This is a genomic window from Caballeronia sordidicola (assembly GCF_000729995.1).
GTDB lineage: Bacteria > Pseudomonadota > Gammaproteobacteria > Burkholderiales > Burkholderiaceae > Caballeronia > Caballeronia sordidicola_A.
In genome coordinates, this window is record NZ_JNFG01000199.1 from 494,896 (window position 1) to 512,947 (window position 18,052).

The 18,052-nt window shown below is 60.9% G+C and carries 17 protein-coding genes; 13 read left to right on the forward strand and 4 right to left on the reverse strand.

The window, feature by feature from the left end; genetic code table 11:
- The first annotated feature begins 70 nt into the window (after positions 1 to 70).
- From FH08_RS0136965 to FH08_RS0136995, 7 genes are all read left to right on the forward strand, one after another.
- Positions 71 to 1,678 carry an ABC transporter substrate-binding protein gene (locus FH08_RS0136965; protein ID WP_031363162.1) on the forward strand — a complete coding sequence of 536 codons (1,608 nt, stop codon included), beginning with the start codon at positions 71 to 73 and terminating at the stop codon, positions 1,676 to 1,678.
- 111 nt (positions 1,679 to 1,789) lie between these two features.
- Positions 1,790 to 3,001 (forward strand): acyl-CoA dehydrogenase family protein, encoded by a 1,212-nt coding sequence (locus FH08_RS0136970; protein WP_031363163.1) that lies wholly within the window; start codon positions 1,790 to 1,792, stop codon positions 2,999 to 3,001.
- Between the two features lie 235 nt (positions 3,002 to 3,236).
- Positions 3,237 to 3,434: a hypothetical protein gene (locus tag FH08_RS0136975; protein WP_152603010.1), complete on the forward strand. Its 198-nt coding sequence runs from the start codon at positions 3,237 to 3,239 to the stop codon at positions 3,432 to 3,434.
- Entirely contained in the window at positions 3,431 to 5,155 is a 1,725-nt protein-coding gene (locus tag FH08_RS0136980) for an ABC transporter ATP-binding protein (protein ID WP_031363165.1), read from the forward strand. Before FH08_RS0136975 ends, FH08_RS0136980 begins: the two co-directional genes overlap by 4 nt.
- Positions 5,094 to 6,812 (forward strand): ABC transporter substrate-binding protein, encoded by a 1,719-nt coding sequence (locus FH08_RS0136985; RefSeq protein ID WP_031363166.1) that lies wholly within the window; start codon positions 5,094 to 5,096, stop codon positions 6,810 to 6,812. The genes FH08_RS0136980 and FH08_RS0136985 overlap by 62 nt, the downstream gene beginning before the upstream one ends.
- 5 nt (positions 6,813 to 6,817) lie before the next feature.
- The gene (locus tag FH08_RS0136990; protein WP_419178039.1) at positions 6,818 to 7,813 is read left to right on the forward strand and encodes an ABC transporter permease; all 996 of its coding nucleotides are present in this window, start codon (positions 6,818 to 6,820) and stop codon (positions 7,811 to 7,813) included.
- Complete coding sequence (locus FH08_RS0136995; RefSeq protein WP_031363168.1) at positions 7,810 to 8,682, forward strand: ABC transporter permease; 873 nt, start codon at positions 7,810 to 7,812, stop codon at positions 8,680 to 8,682. The genes FH08_RS0136990 and FH08_RS0136995 overlap by 4 nt, the downstream gene beginning before the upstream one ends.
- 10 nt (positions 8,683 to 8,692) lie before the next feature.
- On the opposite strand, the gene FH08_RS0137000 is transcribed toward FH08_RS0136995, so the two are convergent.
- Together FH08_RS0137000 and FH08_RS0137005 are read right to left on the reverse strand one after the other, a co-directional pair.
- On the reverse strand, positions 8,693 to 9,952 hold the full coding sequence (locus FH08_RS0137000; RefSeq protein ID WP_031363169.1) for an SfnB family sulfur acquisition oxidoreductase: 1,260 nt from the start codon (positions 9,950 to 9,952) through the stop codon (positions 8,693 to 8,695).
- 3 nt (positions 9,953 to 9,955) lie between these two features.
- Positions 9,956 to 11,206 carry an SfnB family sulfur acquisition oxidoreductase gene (locus FH08_RS0137005; RefSeq protein ID WP_031363170.1) on the reverse strand — a complete coding sequence of 417 codons (1,251 nt, stop codon included), beginning with the start codon at positions 11,204 to 11,206 and terminating at the stop codon, positions 9,956 to 9,958.
- A gap of 143 nt (positions 11,207 to 11,349) precedes the next feature.
- On the opposite strand from FH08_RS0137005, the gene FH08_RS0137010 reads away from it, so the two are divergent.
- The 3 genes from FH08_RS0137010 to FH08_RS0137020 are packed head-to-tail and all read left to right on the forward strand — an operon-like array spanning position 11,350 to position 12,538.
- Positions 11,350 to 11,685 carry a hypothetical protein gene (locus FH08_RS0137010; protein ID WP_031363171.1) on the forward strand — a complete coding sequence of 112 codons (336 nt, stop codon included), beginning with the start codon at positions 11,350 to 11,352 and terminating at the stop codon, positions 11,683 to 11,685.
- Positions 11,655 to 12,101 carry a YeeE/YedE family protein gene (locus FH08_RS0137015; protein WP_031363172.1) on the forward strand — a complete coding sequence of 149 codons (447 nt, stop codon included), beginning with the start codon at positions 11,655 to 11,657 and terminating at the stop codon, positions 12,099 to 12,101. Before FH08_RS0137010 ends, FH08_RS0137015 begins: the two co-directional genes overlap by 31 nt.
- Positions 12,101 to 12,538: a DUF6691 family protein gene (locus tag FH08_RS0137020; RefSeq protein WP_031363173.1), complete on the forward strand. Its 438-nt coding sequence runs from the start codon at positions 12,101 to 12,103 to the stop codon at positions 12,536 to 12,538. The genes FH08_RS0137015 and FH08_RS0137020 overlap by 1 nt, the downstream gene beginning before the upstream one ends.
- Before the next feature lie 339 nt (positions 12,539 to 12,877).
- Here FH08_RS0137020 and FH08_RS0137025 read toward each other — a convergent pair whose 3' ends face one another.
- Positions 12,878 to 13,462, reverse strand: coding sequence for a beta-class carbonic anhydrase (locus FH08_RS0137025; protein ID WP_031363174.1), 585 nt, complete (start codon positions 13,460 to 13,462; stop codon positions 12,878 to 12,880).
- Between the two features lie 513 nt (positions 13,463 to 13,975).
- Here FH08_RS0137025 and FH08_RS0137030 point away from each other — a divergent pair.
- Both FH08_RS0137030 and FH08_RS0137035 read left to right on the forward strand, forming a co-directional pair.
- A complete protein-coding gene (locus tag FH08_RS0137030) occupies positions 13,976 to 15,304 on the forward strand; it encodes an LLM class flavin-dependent oxidoreductase (protein ID WP_031363175.1) in 1,329 nt (442 codons plus the stop codon).
- 76 nt (positions 15,305 to 15,380) lie between these two features.
- Positions 15,381 to 16,127, forward strand: a complete 747-nt coding sequence (locus FH08_RS0137035) for a glutathione binding-like protein (protein WP_031363176.1) — start codon at positions 15,381 to 15,383, stop codon at positions 16,125 to 16,127.
- Positions 16,128 to 16,271: 144 nt separating this feature from the next.
- Here the strand turns inward: FH08_RS0137035 and FH08_RS53750 are convergent, their stop codons facing one another.
- Positions 16,272 to 16,553: a hypothetical protein gene (locus FH08_RS53750; protein ID WP_152603011.1), complete on the reverse strand. Its 282-nt coding sequence runs from the start codon at positions 16,551 to 16,553 to the stop codon at positions 16,272 to 16,274.
- 148 nt (positions 16,554 to 16,701) lie between these two features.
- On the opposite strand from FH08_RS53750, the gene FH08_RS0137045 reads away from it, so the two are divergent.
- A complete protein-coding gene (locus FH08_RS0137045) occupies positions 16,702 to 18,042 on the forward strand; it encodes a tetratricopeptide repeat protein (protein WP_035568325.1) in 1,341 nt (446 codons plus the stop codon).
- Positions 18,043 to 18,052: the final 10 nt, after the last annotated feature.

Consider the following 18,052-nt stretch of genomic DNA (forward strand, 5'->3'; position numbering starts at 1 on the left):
TTCCTCGCCCGTGCCCGGCATTCGCGCACTTACTACAACGCCAGGGCAGCCAGCTTAAGCCGGATAAAAAATGACTTTGAATCGAAGAGCGTTCCTGCAAACATCGCTTGCGTTGATGTCGGCCGGGGCCACGGGGATCGTGCCAGTCAAGGCCGACGCAGCCGCATCGAACACGCCGGTGGAAGGCGGCACGCTGACTTACGCCATCCCGACAGAACCGCCATCGCTGGTGTCGCTGCTCGACACCAACACAACTATTCGCAACATCAGCGCGAAGATCACCGAGGGATTGCTGCGCTATGACGCTCAATTCAAGCCTCAACCCTTATTGGCAACTTCCTGGAGCGTCAGCGCCAACGGGCTTGAATACACGTTCAAGCTGCGGCCCGCTGTAACGTGGCATGACGGTCGTGAGTTTACTTCCGCTGATGTGCGCTATTCGGTGCTTACGCAACAAAAACTCGGGCCGCGCGGGCGCATCACGCTGGCGAATGTAGCGCGCGTTGATACGCCGGACCCGCTTACAGTCGTGCTGGTACTCACGAAGCCTACGCCCTATCTCATCAAGGCGCTGTCATCGGCGGAACTGCCGATCGTGCCGCAGCATCGCTATGGAGACGGCGATCCGCTCGCCAGCCCGAACCTCAATGCACCCATTGGCACCGGCCCGTTCATCTTCGATAAATGGGTGCGAGGCAGCTACGTGAGCCTGCGCAAGAATCCGAACTATTGGCGCAAGGGCACACCTCATCTGGACCACGTCATCTACCGGATCGTCCCCGACCAGGCTGCCATTTCAGCCGCGCTCGAGACGGGTGAAGCGGATGCCGCCGGCAATGTCGGGCTGGCTGATCTGGGGCGTCTTGCCACGCTACCGCAACTCCGCATAGACGACACCTACGACGCTTATCTGAACAATGCGTCGTTTCTGGAGTTCAACGTCGAGAACCCGATTCTGGCCAAGGCCGAAGTGCGTAAAGCCATTGCCCAGGCGCTCGATCGCAATTTCATCAGGGACAATATCTATTACAAGCGTTCTGCCGTCGTGAACTCCCCGGTCTCGGCCGTGTTGTCGAACTATTTCGACGACAGCACGTTCCACTACCCGTACGATCTGAGCGTGACGAACCGGCTGCTCGACGACGCAGGATATAAAAGACAGTCCGACGGTCAACGCTTCGCATTGAGGCTAACCTACATCCCCGGCCCTGACTTCAGGCGCACGGCGGAGTATCTTCGCGCAGCGCTGTCTCGCGTGGGTATCAAGCTCTCTATTCTCGATGGCGACCAGCCGACCTTCCTGCGCCGCGCTTACATCACCCGCGAATTCGACCTGAATATCAATGGACTGGGACGCCTCTATGATCCGACTGTCGGCGTGCAACGCATCTACTGGTCCGACGGCGTCAAGCATCCGCTGATCTGGATCAATGCTTCGCACTACCAAAACCCGCAAGTCGATGAGCTGTTCCGGCAAGCCGCGGTCGAGACCGATGAAACAAAGCGTGGCGCTGCGTTCAGGGAGGTCCAGCGCATTGTTGGCCGCGACCTGCCGGTGCTACCACTTGTGACGGTGCCTTCGTTGCAGGTCTATAACGCCCGTGTCCATAACTTGAGCAACAGCATCGACCTGGCAGCAGGCGATTTCTCCGACACCTGGATCGAAGCCAGGACCTGACACTCGCACTTGAGCGTATCGAATCATGACCGCACACTTACTGGATGACCCCAAGCCGACTGTTCTCGACGGCCTGACTTTCGCACCTGGCTACGAAGCGGTGCCTGCTCGATGAGTACGTTCTCAGTGCCCCGCGATGACGCAACCTCGCATGAAGAATTAATTAGTAAAGCTGTCGAATTGGGCCGGCAGTTCGCGCTTAATGCCTCTGCACACGACCGCACCGGCGAGCCACCCAGCGCGCAATTCGACGCGCTGAGCGCGGCCGGGTTGCTGAAGCTCACGATCGCACATTCGGCTGGCGGTTATGGCGCAGGCCTTGCCGTGGCGCGCGCGGTGGTGGGCGCGATTTCCCACGGCGATCCATCGGTCGCGCTGATCCTCGCGATGCACTACGCGCAGCACGCTGCAATTTCGCGTGCCGCAAGAAACCACGACCCCGACTGGCCCGCTCACCTTATACGCCGGCTCACGGATGAATCCGTCACGGGGCGCTCGCTAATCAATGCGGCGCAAGTCGAACCGGCACTCGGTTCGCCCTCGCACGGCGGGTTGCCCGATACCGTCGCCCGACGCGTGGGCAATAAGTGGCATCTGTCCGGACACAAGATCTACGTGACTGGCGTGCCGCTGCTGTCCTGGATCAATGTGTTGGCGCGGACCGACGAGGACGAACCGCGACTCGGCCATTTCCTGGTGCCTCGCAATGCGGCGGGTGTACAAATAGTGGAGACCTGGGACCCGATCGGCATGCGCGCCTCGGCGAGCCACGATGTCATTTTGTCGGATGTCGCCATCCCGCTCGCGGACGTGGTCGCGCTCAAGCCTGCTCGTCTCGGGCTACAGCGTGACGCGCAAGGCATTGCCTGGTATTTCAGCTTGCTGGGCGCGGTCTACGACGGCGCCGCACGCGCCGCGCGAGATTGGCTTATTGAATTCCTTAACCAGCGACGCCCCAGTTCGCTTGGCGGCGCCTCTCTCGCCAGCCTGCCGACCGTACAGGAGATCGTGGGACGCATTGAAATTCTGCTTGCAACCAACGACTGGCTGATGCGCAGTCATGCCGAGGCTTTTGACGCGGGCACCGCGCCCGACTCACTGGCAGGCACGCTCAAGCATGTAGTCATCGAAAATTCGGCGCAGTCGGTAGAACTCGCAATCGAACTTGCGGGCAACCATGGGTTGGCACGTCGTAATCCGCTAGAGCTGCATCATCGCAATGTGCTCTGCGGCCGGATTCATGCGCCGTCGAATGCACTGTTACGGGGCAATGCGGCACGCACAGCGCTAAGCGCTGGCCAGCCGGATTCCGGAAGCAAATAACCACTGCCCGCCTGGGCCATCGCCACGACCGGCTCATCGTGGTGATGGCGCTTTCGTGGAATGCAAATGTCAATTCGATGGTTAGCCAAAAAGCGCAGCCATGCCATGCTAGCGATCCTGCCTCGTCGCTCGCGACACTGTGTTTAACGCCGCAAGCCGATCGCTACTCTTTCATTTCAATTAGTCCGTCGCGTGTCCCGCCATGAGCCAGAACAGCCCTCTGAGCGCTTTCAGCATGCATTTCGTCGGCAGTAACGGCTTCGACATCGACATCGACGTGAACCTGACTTTCAAAGCGCCTTATCTGCTTAAGCGGCGATTTCCGACTATGGAGCATCGCATCGATGAAAGAACCAGCGGGAACAAGGTGATCGGCTATCCCCGCAGCGAGGTGCAATTGCCGAAACAACAGACCTGCACACTGTCCAAATGAACCCGACGACTCCACTGCTCGAATTGAACAAGCTGGCCGTGTCGTTCGGCGGACGTCCGGCCGTTCACCCCATCGATCTCTCCATTAAACACGGCGAAATGCTGGCGCTGGTCGGTGAATCGGGCAGCGGTAAATCGACTATCGCACTGGCTGCAATGGGACTTCTGCCGGCGCAAGCGCATGTTGAAGGGTCAATACGTTTCGAAGGCCAGGCCCTGCTCACGCTGCGAGAGCGCGAATGGAGCGCGTTGCGGGGCAATCGCATCGGCATGATTTTCCAGGAGCCGATGACGTCGCTCAACCCGCTTCAGCCTATTGGCCGGCAGGTCGCCGAGGCGCTGACGCTGCATAAGCCGATGTCATTTTCAGAGGCACGCAAACAGGCGCTTGAGCTTCTGGACCTCGTGCGTCTGCCCGAGCCGTCTCTGCGCTTTGATCATTATCCGCATCAGCTTTCCGGCGGCCAGCGGCAACGCGTGATGATCGCGATCGCGGTAGCGTGCCGTCCGAGCCTGCTGATCGCCGACGAACCCACGACCGCGCTCGACGTCACCATCCAGGCGCAAATTCTCGAACTCATCGATCAGTTGCGACGCGAGTTGTCGATGGCGGTATTGCTGATCACGCACGACCTTGGCGTCGTCGCGCGCTGGGCTGACCGCGTGATCGTGATGAAGGACGGCGCGAAGGTGGAGGAAGCCGATAGCGCGACGTTGTTTGCGCATCCTTCGCAGCCGTACACCCGTGCGCTGCTTGGCGCGTCGCTGCACTTCGGTGCGGGACTGCATTACCGCGACGGCCGCCTGACCGAGACGATCAGCGAGCGGCTGCCCGGCACAAACGCAACAGCGAATCCCGACCCGCGCATCTTGCTTGAGGTAACCGACTTGCAAGTCGATTATCCCGGCGCAGGGCGTGCCGTACGCGCGGTCGACGGTGTCTCGTTCAACATTCGAGCAGGCGAGACCGTGGGCCTCGTCGGCGAATCGGGCTGCGGAAAGTCATCGCTTTCCCGCGCGTTGACGCGACTTTTGGAACCGTCCGCCGGCAGCATCGTATTCGATGGCGACGACATCACGCATCGCCGGCGCCGTGCATTGCGTCCGTATCGCCGGCGCGTGCAGATGATCTTTCAGGACCCGTACGGCTCGCTCAATCCGCGGCATACCGTTGAACGAACTATGGGCCTAGCTCTCGCGATTCATGGCGTGTCGCAACGACGCGAACGCGAAACAAAAATTCGCCGGATAGTCGATGCGGTTGGCCTGCCCTCTTCGGCACTGCAGCGCTATCCGCACGAATTTTCTGGCGGCCAGCGACAACGGATAGGCATCGCGCGAGCCCTCGTGCTCGAACCTGAACTCGTGATCTGCGATGAGCCGGTGTCCGCGCTCGATGTATCCATCCAGGCGCAGATTCTCGATCTCCTGGCCGACCTCAAGGCCGAACTCGGGCTCGCCCTGCTCTTCATCTCGCACGACCTTTCTGTCGTCCGCTATATCGCTGATCGCGTGCTCGTGATGCAAGCGGGTCGTCTGGTCGAAACCGGCGATCACCGCTCCATCTGGACCTCGCCGCAGCATCCCCACACGCGCGCGCTAATCGACGCCGTACCGTCGTCGCATGTGCCGTTACCGTTCACTACAAGGAAAACCCATCGTGACATCCAAGCCGCCCAAGCCACTCCCGCCTTCGACCTCGACGCTCCTGTTTCGCGATGATCCGCTAGGCGCGGCAGTCGCCGACCTCAAGCGGCGGCGCTTGCTCAAAGGCGCCGGAGCGCTGCTCGCGGGCGCCACGACGCCATTCATGTTCACCGGCCAGGCATGGGCATTGACCGAACCGCTGCCGATCACGCTGCAGGGCGCCAAACGAGGCGGCACGCTGACCGCAGTCATTCATCCGGAGCCGCCGACCCTCGCGTTCTTCGTCAATTCCGCGACCATGATTGGTGCGGTCGCGAGCAAGATCTTCGATGGTCTCGTTGAATACGGCCCCGACCTGAAACCGCGTCCCCAGTTGGCGGAAAGCTGGACAGTCTCGCCCGATAGCCTCACGTGGACTTTCAAGTTGCGTCAGAACGCCACCTGGCACGACGGCCAGCCGTTCACCTCGGCCGACGTGAAATTTTCCGCCGAGGAGGTCTGGCTCAAGATCAGCCCGGCATCGCGGCGCGTGTTGCAATTCCTGACGAAAATCGACACGCCGGATGCGCATACGGTCGTTCTGCATTTATCGAAATCGACGCCTGCCACCTTCGGTATTCTCGATTCGCTCGGCACGCCGATCCTGCCGAAGCATCTCTACGAAAATACCGATATCCGCAACAATCCGTACAACAACAAACCGGTAGGAACCGGTCCGTTCGTGTTCAAGGAATGGCTGCGCGGCGATCGTATTGTGCTGGATCGCAACGATAAGTACTGGGCGCCCGGCCAGCCGTATCTGGATCGCCTGACGTGGAAGATCACGCCCGACGTGTCGGGCCGAGCGACAGCGCTCGAGACCGGCGCCGCACAATATGGCGAGCGCAATCCGGTGACGTTCGCGGACGCAGACCGGCTTGCCACGCTGCCCAACCTCGTGGTGTCCCGGGAGGGTTACAACGGCTACGCGGCATGGTTGTGGCTCGAACCGAACCTGCGGGACCCGATTCTTGCCAAACTCGAAGTCCGTCAGGCCATCGCGCACGCGATCAATCGGGACGTCCTCGTCAAGACGGTATGGGGTGGCTACGCCGTGCCCGCCACGGGGCCGGAATCGTCGCTGGTGAAGGCGTTCTACACGCCCGACACGCAGCAGTATCCGTACGATCCGAAACTTGCCGAAACCCTGCTCGACAAGGCGGGCTTCCCGAAGCAGGCGGACGGTTGGCGTTTCAAGCTCAACCACGATTTCATTCCGTATGGCGACGACTATCGCCGCACCGGTGAATTCGTGCGTCAGGCGCTGCGCCGCGTTGGTATCGACGTCACCTTGCGGGGACAGGACCTCCCGACCTGGATCAAGAACGTGTTCACGGACTACGACTTCCAGCTCATCAGCACCTGGGGCACCGACGGCCTGGATCCGCAGATCGGCATAGAGCAGCATTACTGGTCGAAAGCAGAATCCAAAGGCACCCCCTGGTTCAACGCGTCCGGCTACGCGAGCCCCGAGATGGACCATGTGATCGAAGCGGCACAAACGGAAACCGATCCGGCCAAACGACGCGACCTGTACGTCCAGTTGCAAAAGATCGCTCAACGCGACCTGTCGCTCATCAACCTGTTCGAGTTCCGCTGGTTCGGCGTGTGGGCCAAGAACCTGCGCAATGTCACCGATACCGCCAGCCATTCGCGTGCCAATTTCGCGCAAGTCTGGTTCGACAAGGCGTAACGACCATGCTGCAACTGACATCCGGCACTAACGGGAAGAGGATCAGGCGCCGCCTGATTCAACTGGTGCTGGTCCTGCTCGGCACCACGGTGCTCAACTTCGTGCTGCTCAAGCTGATGCCGGGCGATCTCGTCGATGTCATCGCGAGCGAGAGCGGCAACGTCTCGCCGGAGTATGTGGCCCAGCTTCGTGAGGCTTACGGGCTCAACCACAGTGTCGTGTGGCAGTTGCTGCATTACGTCGGGCATGCGCTGCGGCTCGATCTCGGCTTTTCGTTTCGCTTCGGCGAGCCGGTCGCGACGCTGATCTTCGAGCGCCTGCCGGCCACGCTGGTTTTGATCGGCACGTCACTGGTCATCTCGGTGCTGCTCGGCGTGCTGCTGGGCGTGCTCGCTGCACGCCGGCCGCACGGATTTGTCGATACGCTCTTGTCCACGCTCGCGACCCTCGGCTATTCAGCGCCCATGTTCTGGACAGCGCTGATGCTCATCGTGGTGTTCGGCGTGCACCTCGAATGGCTCCCGATCGGCGGTATCGTCGATACCAACATCGCGCATCACGGCTTCGGGCTGTTGCTCGACCGGCTGCGGCACCTGGTACTGCCCGCCGCCACGCTCGTGCTTTATTACGTCGCCGTCTTCGCACGGCTGTCGCGCGCTTCGATGATCGAGACGCTGCAGGAAGACTTCATTCGCACTGCCCGTGCCAAGGGTGGCCGGCCATGGTACGTGGTGACGCATCACGCATTGCGTCATGCCATGCTGCCCGTTCTCACCATGTTGGGCCTGCAGAGCAGCGCGTTGCTGGGCGGCTCGATCATCGTGGAGACGGTGTTCGGCTGGCCGGGACTCGGGCAACTCTCGTTCGAAGCGATCAAGAGCCGCGACGTGAATCTGCTCGTCGGCGTGTTGCTGCTGTCGGCTGTGCTGGTGGTGGTATTGAATCTTGTTGTCGACCTGCTTTATGGCTTGATTGATCCGCGTACGAGGCACCGGCAATGAAAAAATTCCTGCATTTTCTTTGGAAACCGTCGGCGTTCTTCGGCGCACTTCTGCTCGTGCTGGCTGTGGGCGCGGCGCTCTCGGCAAACTGGTTTTTCCCGGGCGATCCGCTGGACATGGTAGCGGCACCTTATCAATGGCCCGGCGCCACTAGCGGTTTCCCGCTTGGCACGGACCTGATGGGGCGCGACCTGCTGGCGGGGCTTTTTCACGGGGCGCGTGTTTCATTGTACGTGGGCGGGTCGGTCGCCGTCATAGCGCTCGTTCTAGGCATTCTGATTGGTGGTGCCGCAGGTTATTTCGGAGGTCTGATTGATCAGGTGCTCATGGCGATCACCGAGTTTTTCCAGACCGTACCGCCCTTCCTGCTCGCGATCATTCTTGTCGCCATCCTGACGCCTTCGCTTGGCACCATCGTATTTGCGCTCGGCGTGACGGCATGGCCCAGCATCGCGCGCCTGACGCGCGGCGAGTTCATTGTGTTGCGCGAGCGCGAATTCGTCAGTGCGAGCGTAGCGTTAGGCGCCAGCGACGCGCACCTGATTTTCATCGAAATCCTGCCGAACGCAATGACGCCGATTCTCGTCTCCACCGCGCTGCTGGTCGCCAATGCGATCCTGTCGGAAGCAGCGTTGTCGTTCCTCGGGCTCGGCGACCCGAATGTGGTGAGCTGGGGTTCGATGGTCGGCACGGGGCGCGAAGCGTTGCGCACTGCCTGGTACATGATCGCAGTGCCGGGCTCGGCGATTGCATTGACCGTGCTCGGACTCAACCTTCTGAGCGACGCGCTGCACACCGCGTTCAACCCGCGGCTGCGAAGAAAACGCAGTGCGGAAGTGGCGCGTGAGCTGCAGGCAGCGCAGCCGTAAAGGCAAGCGTTCAAAGCGCTCCATGCCGGGGCGGAAGCTTATCGTTGAGATAGAAGTTGCCCACGGCGTGATACTTCCAGCGCACCGGGTCATGCAGGGTGTGGGTGCGCGCATTGCGCCAGAACCGGTCAAGACCGAGGCCATCGAGCGTCGCTGCGGTACCGGCGAGTTCGAACAAGCGCGAGCCCGCGTCGAGTGAAGCGGTGGTCGTGAGCGCACGCGCCTCAGCCACCGCAACAGAAGCTTCCGCCACCGAGCGCTCAGTGGGCTCGGCTTGCGCCGCGTCGACTGCCCGTCCGGCTCTGCGCACCAAGGCCTCCGCTGCCCGAAGGCGCACCGCGAGGTCCCCAACCTGGGCGATCGTCAACGGGTCGTCACTGGCATGCGCCACTTTTGCATCGATCCACGGCCGCGAACGCTCGCGGATGAACGGCAACATCGCCTCGAAAGCGCCACGGGCCTGACCCAAATCAATGGCCGCGTGGATGATCTGCGCCAGCGGACCAATTGTGGTGGGGCGATCAAACGAGGTTTGGAACGGGATCACCCACTCGGGCTGCACCGCCACACGCTCGAAGCGGACGGAGCCGCTGCCGGTCACTCGCTGGCCGAAGCCGTCCCAGTCGTCGGTGACCGTGACGCCCTGTGCTGCTCGCGGCACGAACACGAGATAAGTGACGTCACGGCCTTCGTCATCCGCCACGACCAGCGTGGGAATCCAATGCGCGTAGAGGGCGCCGGTGCAATAAAACTTCTGGCCGTCGATATGCCAGTCGCCGGGCGCGCGCGTGAGCCGGGTGCGACGCTTGAAGTCCTTGTTGCCGATCTCGGCGAGCGCATTGCCAAAGCGTTCGCCCGCCAGTACACGCTCGTAAAAGAAGCGCCTTTGCGAGTGGCTGCCGCCTACGCGCAACACCTCCAGCGCGTAGTAATGGTTTTGCGGAATCTGGCCGAGCGAGCCGTCGGCTGCCGAGATAATTGCTGTCACCTCTGCGAGCACACCGTTGCTCACGCCGGCGCCGCCGTATTCACGCGGCACGGTGATACCCCACAGGCCGCTCTGGACAAAGGCATCGAGCTCGGCCCATGGCAAGCGACGCTCGCGGTCACGCAGCGCCGCTTCGGGCGCGAATTCAGCGGCGAGGCGATGCGCGACTTCCAGCGCCTGCGCGTCATCGTTGATCAAATCGGGTACGCGAGCCGGACGTGCGGAAGGGATCGGTCCAGCGAGCGCGGCGGCCGTGCTGCCCTTGGATTCAAAAAAGGTCATGGCTTAATTCCAGGAGTGCCGCGTGGGCAGCACATCGTTAAGATAGTAGTTACCGATCAGGTGCGACTTCCAGCGCACCGGGTCGTGAAGCGTGTGAGTACGCGCGTTGCGCCAATGACGATCCAGGTTATGGGCCGCGCGCGTGGCAGACGAGCCGGCCAGCTCGAACAGTTTTTCACTGGCCTCGAGCGCAATGCGCGTGGTCAGTACCTTCGCTTCGGCGACCGCCACCGAAGCACGTGCGCTCGACTCAGCGTCAAGGGGTCCTGAGGCAATCGCATCCAGGGTACGGCCGGTCTCGAGCAGAACTTCGTGAGCCGCATGCAGGTCGATTTGCAGGCGACCGACATCAGCGATGATGTACGGATCGTCCACGGCATGCGCCAGGCCCGAATCGATCCACGGCCGGGCGCGTTCGCGAACGAAAGTCACTGCATCCGCGACCGCCGCTTCGGCGATGCCCTGGTCGATCGCGGCCTGGATCAGTTGTGAAGTCGGGCCGTATAGGCCAGGACGATCGGCCAATTGCCAGATCAGAAGCACGTCTTGCGGGTCGATTGCTACCTGGTCGAACACCACGCTGCCGCTGGCCGTGGTCCGCTGACCGAACGAACTCCAATCATCGATCACACTCAAGCCCGGTGCATCACGGGGTACCCAAACCTGGACAGCGCGACCTTCGTCGTCTATCGCTCGAGTAGGCACGCGGTGTGCGAACAGTGCACCCGTGGAGTAAAAACGCCGGCCGTCCAGGCGCAATCCGTCAGCAGTCGTGCGAAGACGCGTGGTGCCCTGGAGGATGGTCGAAGCTTCGGCTGAGCGACGCTCCGGTCCGGCATTGCCCAGCCGTCCCCCAGCCAATACCTCGTTGTACAGGCGCAACTTTTGAGCGGGTGTGCCGATCTCTCGCAACACGCCCAGCACTCCGAAATGGTTCTGTGGAATCTGCCCCAAGGCTGGATCGGCCGCGCACAGTATGACGAATACCTCGGCAAGGGTCGCAAGCGACACGTCGGCGCCGCCGTATTCGCGCGGTACCGTGATCGTGCCGAGGCCGCTTTCGGACCAGAGATCGAGTTCGGCCCAGGGTAGCAAGCGTTCTCGATCGCGGCTCGCGGCGCCCGGTGCGAATTCATCGGCGAGGCGGCGAGCCACGTCCAGCGCCTGTGCGTCGTTGGAAATACGCTGGACGCGCTTTGGATCGGGAAGTTTGGGCAAGCGCAATTCAGCGCCTTCGATAGTACGGGTCGACATGATTGTTCCAGATAGAAAGATTGCTCGCGGGCTCCCGGTATTTTTGGCTATCGCAAAGCTCTGCTGCAGAACATCAAAGCGAAGCGAGCATCCCAAACCGTTGTCACCTATGCGAAGGCTTGCCCTCAATTGGAACAGTGCGAATGACACGGGCCTACTATCAAAATGGAAATTGCTTATCTGCAATCGAGATTAGTTCGGCACGGGCAGCCAGGCCGGCTAAGCCGGCTGACGTTGAGGATGAAACATCGCTGAACGGCGACATGATCCCGCGGCGTGTTCCGGCAATAGGTTTTCACTTCATGCACGATCGCGAACAGTTGATGCGTCAGATCATTTTCTGTTCGGACATCATTCAGACGGCCCTTTACGACTGTCTGCTATGCTCCTTCCTGAATCCCGGCGACGCGCCGGAAGGTGATTTCATCAGCCTCGACAAAGTGTTTCCATGGAATCCTTTACACCCTATAGCGCACTGATCGGCGGTGTTCTGATCGGCGTCTCAGCTTCACTATTGCTATGGTTCAATGGCCGGATTGCCGGCATCAGTGGTATTGCCCGGGGTCTCGTTTCCAGCGATCGCGCTGAATTTTTGTGGCGCGCGATTTTTCTCGCCGGTCTCGTCGGCGGGGCGTGGTTCTTCTACAGGCTGACTGCCCATGCCGGATATCCCCAGCTTGCCCCGCACAGCAGACCAGGCTTTCCTCCAGGTCTGCTTGTCGCCGGCGGCCTGGCAGTTGGCTTCGGTACGGCGCTAGCGCGAGGATGTACCAGCGGACATGGTGTGTGCGGCCTCGCCCGCCTGTCGCCGCGCTCCCTTGTCGCCACGCTGACGTTTCTTGCAGCGGGCATTGCGACAACCTATGTGGTGCGGCACGTGCTGGGGTTTCAGTAATGCTGCTCCGCTATCTGACCAGTCTCGTGTGCGGACTCCTGTTCGGGGTGGGGCTCGCGTTGTCCGGCATGCCCCGTCCTCTGAAAGTACTTGGGTTTCTTGATATCACCGGGCGCTGGGACCCCAGTCTGATTTTTGTACTGGGGGGCGCCGCGGCGGTTGCGACTGTCGCGTTCCATTTTATTTTGCGACGCAAAACACCGCTGCTGGCGCCATCGTTTGATTTACCGACGACGAAGATCATCGACCTCAAACTGATCGCCGGCGCCGTGATTTTTGGTGCTGGCTGGGGACTATCGGGTTATTGTCCCGGCCCGGCGATCGCGTTGCTTGCGGCACCCAATGTAGAAGCGCTCTATTTCCTGCCCGCCATGGTGGCAGGATGGTGCCTGTATGGGCTAGTGGGATGGGGCCTTGAGCGGGCCCGTAAGTCATAGAGACATAGTGCGCAGATAGGCATGAGTGCTGTCACATGCAAGATTGCGCGACACGGGCTCCTCGACGGAGAACGCCGGGTCAGGACTATACGCAAGTGGTCGGTCTAAAGGGATCTTCGCGAGGCTGATTACCAAGGGCTGACTGCCGTACCAGATATAAACCGGTCTGGTCACAATGCTCTTCGCACAGCTACAGTGGGAACTTGTTCCCGCCCCAACGATTGCCGCTGCAACCGAAGAATAATGGGCCCGTTGACGAGAGCGACAGAGGATATTTCGCACTAACTGCTGCCGCGTTCGCTGCGTCGCTGAACAATCGGACTTGCGTCGATTGGCACTTCAAGCTTTCGCTGGTGCTTCGTCCCGGCTGGCGCCGGGAACCTGAATCAAGCGTCCAGTGCGGACATCGTAAAGAAAGCCGTAGATAGGGATAGTCGTCGGCACAAGCGGATGCGATGCAATGCGCCGGACGTCTTCAACGACGCTACCCGCACTATCGCTAATGGTGTGCCACTTTATGTAGCGCCCTTCCGGTGAGCCCGGACCTTGCCCTACGTCATGCCGCCCGGTTGCGTCGACGGTCGCGGTTTCGAGGCTGTGTTCAAGCAAGCCTGCAATCACGTCGTCGGTAAAGAGCTCCATGCCGCAGTCGGTATGATGAATCACAAACCATTCCCGGGTTCCGAGCAGCTTGTACGAGATAACGAGGGAGCGAATGGCGTCGTCGCTGGCTCGGCCGCCTGCATTACGGATGACGTGGGCATCGCCTTCCGATAGCCCTGCATACTTGGCAGGATCGAGCCGCGCGTCCATGCACGTCAGTATCGCAAAGTGCCGTGCCGGAGGGAGTGCCAGCTCGCCTTTATCGCTGAAATCCTGCTGATACTCTGCATTTGCTTGCAGCACTTCATCAAGAACGGACATGGCTCTCCTATGCTTGGTCAATTCACGAATTCACCGAAACTCGTCCAATGCTAGAGGGTAGGATTATCGGCGCAACGAAGTAATCACGATATGCATATACGCGTTTTTGTTGTTCCACATGCAGGTATCGCACCGCCGGGCGCTTGCGCCTCCTTTGGACGGGCTTTGTCAGGATCGATCTCGCGCTGCGCGCCGTGAATGCCTCTGCCATTGATTTTCCATTCAGCCATTTTTTAATACGTAGTACGTTATAAATCCATGTTTTACATCTGAATTTTCCTTGCAGCAAAAAGACCATCGCGAGAACCAAAGCAACGGGATGCAGGCGTTTCGGTCGCATCCATGAAAGCCTTTTCTTGCCGCGGCTCTTTACAAAATTCCAGCGCTAAAACCTCGTCACCCAATGATATCCATATGAGCCGTACTTCGTTGGGCGGCGCTGTGCTTGCTGCTAAGATCAACGGCTGATCGGGGCGCGGAAGTCCCCGGCGCCAGACAGGTTCGCGACTCCACATGCCCAGATCAATCCATCTCAATCTGTTCGTCCACGGCCGCGGTCATCACGAGGCGGGATGGCGTCACCCAGGCGCATCGCAGCATGCACTAACCGACATCGACTATTACAGCTCACTCGCGAAGCGAGCCGAGCAGGGTCTGTTCGATTCGATCTTCCTCGCGGATTCGCTCGCGCTTGGCGACGGCGCGCAGTATGTCGCCAGCGGCGCGCTCGAGCCGGTGACCGCGCTTGCTGCGCTGGCGCAAGTGACCACCCACATTGGGCTCATTGCAACAGCGTCTACCACCTATACCGAGCCGTTCAACCTGGCCCGTCAGTTCGCATCCCTTGATCACATCTCGCGCGGACGCGTCGGCTGGAACATCGTTACGTCCTGGGTTGTCGGCGCAGGACCGAACTTCGGCTACGATCAGCAGATCGAGCACGCCGAACGCTATGCACGCGCGCATGAGTTCCTCGAAGTGGCAACAGGGCTATGGGACAGCTGGGCCGACGATGCAGTCATCGACGATGCCGCAAGCGGACGCTTTCTAGATCCGGCCCGCGTTCACCGCGTGGGTCACAAAGGGCGTGTTTACAGCGTGGCCGGGCCACTGAACCTGCCCCGCTCGCCGCAGGGACGACCCGTGCTTGTGCAGGCCGGCTCGTCCGCAGCGGGTAAGCAGTTCGCCGCAAAATATGCGGAAGCCGTATTCACGGCCCATCTGACAAAAGCATCCGCTGTCGAGTTCTATGCCGATCTCAAAGCGGCAGCAACCGCTCAAGGGCGCGCCGCCGATCAGGTGGTCATACTGCCGGGGATAAGCGCAGCAATCGGTTCAACCGATGCCGAAGGGCAAGCGCTGCTCGAAGAGCTGAACGGACTGACCGACGTTAGTGTTGGGTTGAGCCGTCTGTCAAACCGCTTCGGCGGATACGACTTCTCGCACCTTGACCTGGATCACCCGCTATCCGTGGACGACTTTCCGGACCCCGCCACCGTGCAGGCGGCGCAGAGCCGCGCAGCGGTGATTACCGGTCTCGTGGCGCGCGAGCGTCCCACGCTGCGCGCGCTGCTGCATCAATTGGCAGGCGCCCGCGGGCATTTCACGGTCGCGGGCTCACCCGAGCGCGTGGCCGACGTTATCGAAGACTGGGTGGAAAGCCGCGCCGCAGATGGCTTCAACGTCATGCCTCCGGTGTTGCCGGCACAACTCGATGTGTTCATCGATCACGTCGTTCCGATCCTGCAGCAGCGCGGCCTGTTCCGGCGCGATTACGAGGCCACGACCCTGCGCGGCCACTACGGGCTTGCGAGGCCGGCAAACCAATACTTCCCGACCTGACAGCCCCCGATCTTTATTGCGTATTTGCCAGACGCCGTGTGCCGTTTTCGGCAGATCATTAAAAGGAAGCAAGCTCATGATTGAAGTCCATTACTGGCCGACCCCGAATGGCAAGAAGGTGACCATCCTGCTTGAGGAGTTGGGTGTTCCCTACACCATTGTTCCGGTGAACATCGGCCGAGGCGACCAATTCAAGGATGCGTTTCTCGCGATCAGCCCCAACAATCGAATGCCGGCCATCATCGACACTGAACCGAAGCGCGAGAGCTCCCCTGTCAGCGTATTCGAATCCGGCGCCATCCTCTTCTACCTGGCTGAAAAGGAAGGTCGCTTTTGGCCTCAACACGATGTTCACGCCAAGTATGAAGTAACCCAATGGGTGATCTGGCAGATGGCCAACCAGGGACCGAAATTCGGCGAGCGCGGTCACTTCTCGCGGGTCCCGGAGAGCACCGGCGACCAATCGTACGCCAAGCGTCGATTCAACGACGAGGTTCACCGCCTCTATGGCGTGCTGAACAACCGCCTTTATGATCGCCAATACCTGGCCGGCGACGAATACACGATCGCGGATATTGCGTCCTACCCCTGGACGGTCTCCTGGCAGCAACAAGGCATCGACCTGGAGGAATTCCCCTACTTCAAACGCTGGTTCGATGAACTGTCGGAAAGGCCGGCAGTGCAACGAGGTTTGGCCGTGACCGCAGGGGAACCGGAAGATCCCGCCAGCGTGACACCCGAGGAACAGGAACGCCGCCGCAAGATTCTTTACAACCAGCGCGCCCGCCCTGCGCCCACGACTGAAGGCGGTAAAGCCCGCTGAGACAAACAGACCTCGTCAGTGCGTCGGAGCGAAGCGATGCAGCAATGCAAGCGTTAAACAGGCGCGGGTAGTGTCTTGCCGCCCGTGCCGAGGCGGAACACACGCACTGCAAAGAAGCCGTACTGCTATCGATATACGAAAAAGTTAGTTCGGCACCGCCTCGCGATTGCGGAGACTATTAGTGTTCAAATCGACCCGCTGACCACCGCCATGAAGGGATTCGGATATCGCCTTCATCGAACGCTCGATGAAGCCACTGGAAACGCCGCCACACCATCGGACCCGCACCGCGTGTCCGTTAGACGGGCAGGCACCGTGCTGCTGGTCGCTGCGCTTATCGCGTGTATCGAAAGGGAAATTTCGGGCGCAACCAATGGGTCGCTGCTGGCCATTTTCACTGGTTACGTTGGCGGCGATGTGCATCATCTCGTGTCGCTCCTGCTCAACCGCAGTCCATGACGCCACCGTCCAACGTATCGGATCGGACCCGCGTGAAGGGTAGCGGGCAGCACGTCCGCTGTTCTGCCGCCGCAAGACAGAGGCGGTTGCACGGCCGCAACCCCGGAGCACGGTGATGGCCGCGGACGCCCAAGGCTTGCCGGTAACAGCATCAACCGAATCTGCCGCTGCGCTTGATCGCGCCATCTCCGACTACTTCGGCTGGAAGGGCGATCCCGTCGCCGGATTGCAAAGTGCGGTGGACAACGATCCTGGCTTTGGTCTGGGCAGTAGCGCCATCGCTTCACTGTTCCTGCTGGGCGGATTTCGTGGCGACCATCCACGCGTCACCACCGCCCTCGGCGCGGCCGACCGTGCAAGCGCCGGCGCGACCTCGCGCGAAGTCCTCCACCTCGCTGCCGCCAAGGCGTTGGCCGCAGGCGAAATCTCCAACGCGATCCATATCTGGGAAAGCATTCTGGTCGACCATCCGACCGATGCATTAGCGCTGCGCTTCGCGCACGACGGTTATTTCTGCCTCGGTCAGTCGCTTAGCATCCGTGACTCCATCGCGAGAGTGCTGCCGGAATGGGACCCGCAGGGTGAGAACTACGGCTATATCCTCGGACAGTATGCGTTCGGCCTTGAGGAAGCGGGCGAACTGCGTCGTGCGGAAGAAGTCGCTCACGCGGCAATCGCTCGCAACGACGGGGACGGCTGGGCGATTCATGCGATCGCACACGTGCTTGAGGCCGAAAGCCGGCAAACCGAAGGTATCGCGTTCCTCAAGGCAGCGCGCCCGGCCTGGCGCCAGGCTCACGCGCTTGCCATTCACAACGGCTGGCATCTTGCGCTCTACCTGATCGAGGAAGAGCGCTTTGATGAAGTGTTGGCCGATTATGATCAGCACGTTGCACCGAAGCTCGCCGGTGACTTCCTGCTCGATCTCGTCGATGCCTCGGCTCTGCTCTGGCGACTGGAGTTGGCAGGGGCCAACGTGGGAGACCGCTGGCGGCCGCTCGCCAACCAATGGCTGACCCATGTCGACGACCATGTGCTTGTATTCAACGATCTGCATATTGCGCTCGCTGTCTCGCGGGCGGGTAACCAGTTGGGCATCGAACGCCTGCGCCGCTCGCTGGATCACTACGTGCGTGAGGGTCTGGGCGACAACCGCAACATCACCGCCGACGTTGGCCGTCGCCTGATCGACGGCGTACTCGCTTTCGCCGAAGGTGCCTACGCCCGCGCGGTCGAACTGATCCTGCCCGTGCGCTATAACGCGGTGCGCATCGGCGGCAGCCACGCCCAGCGGGATCTTATTACGCAGACACTGATTGCGGCGGCCGAACGCGCGGGCCAACTCAACCTGACCCGCGCGCTCCTTGCCGAACGTTTTGCCGTGCGACCGACGAATCGCACCAGACAGCACTATGTGAGAGCCGGTGGGACCGCCGTCGCGCATGCGTTTCGGTGAGGTGAATCAA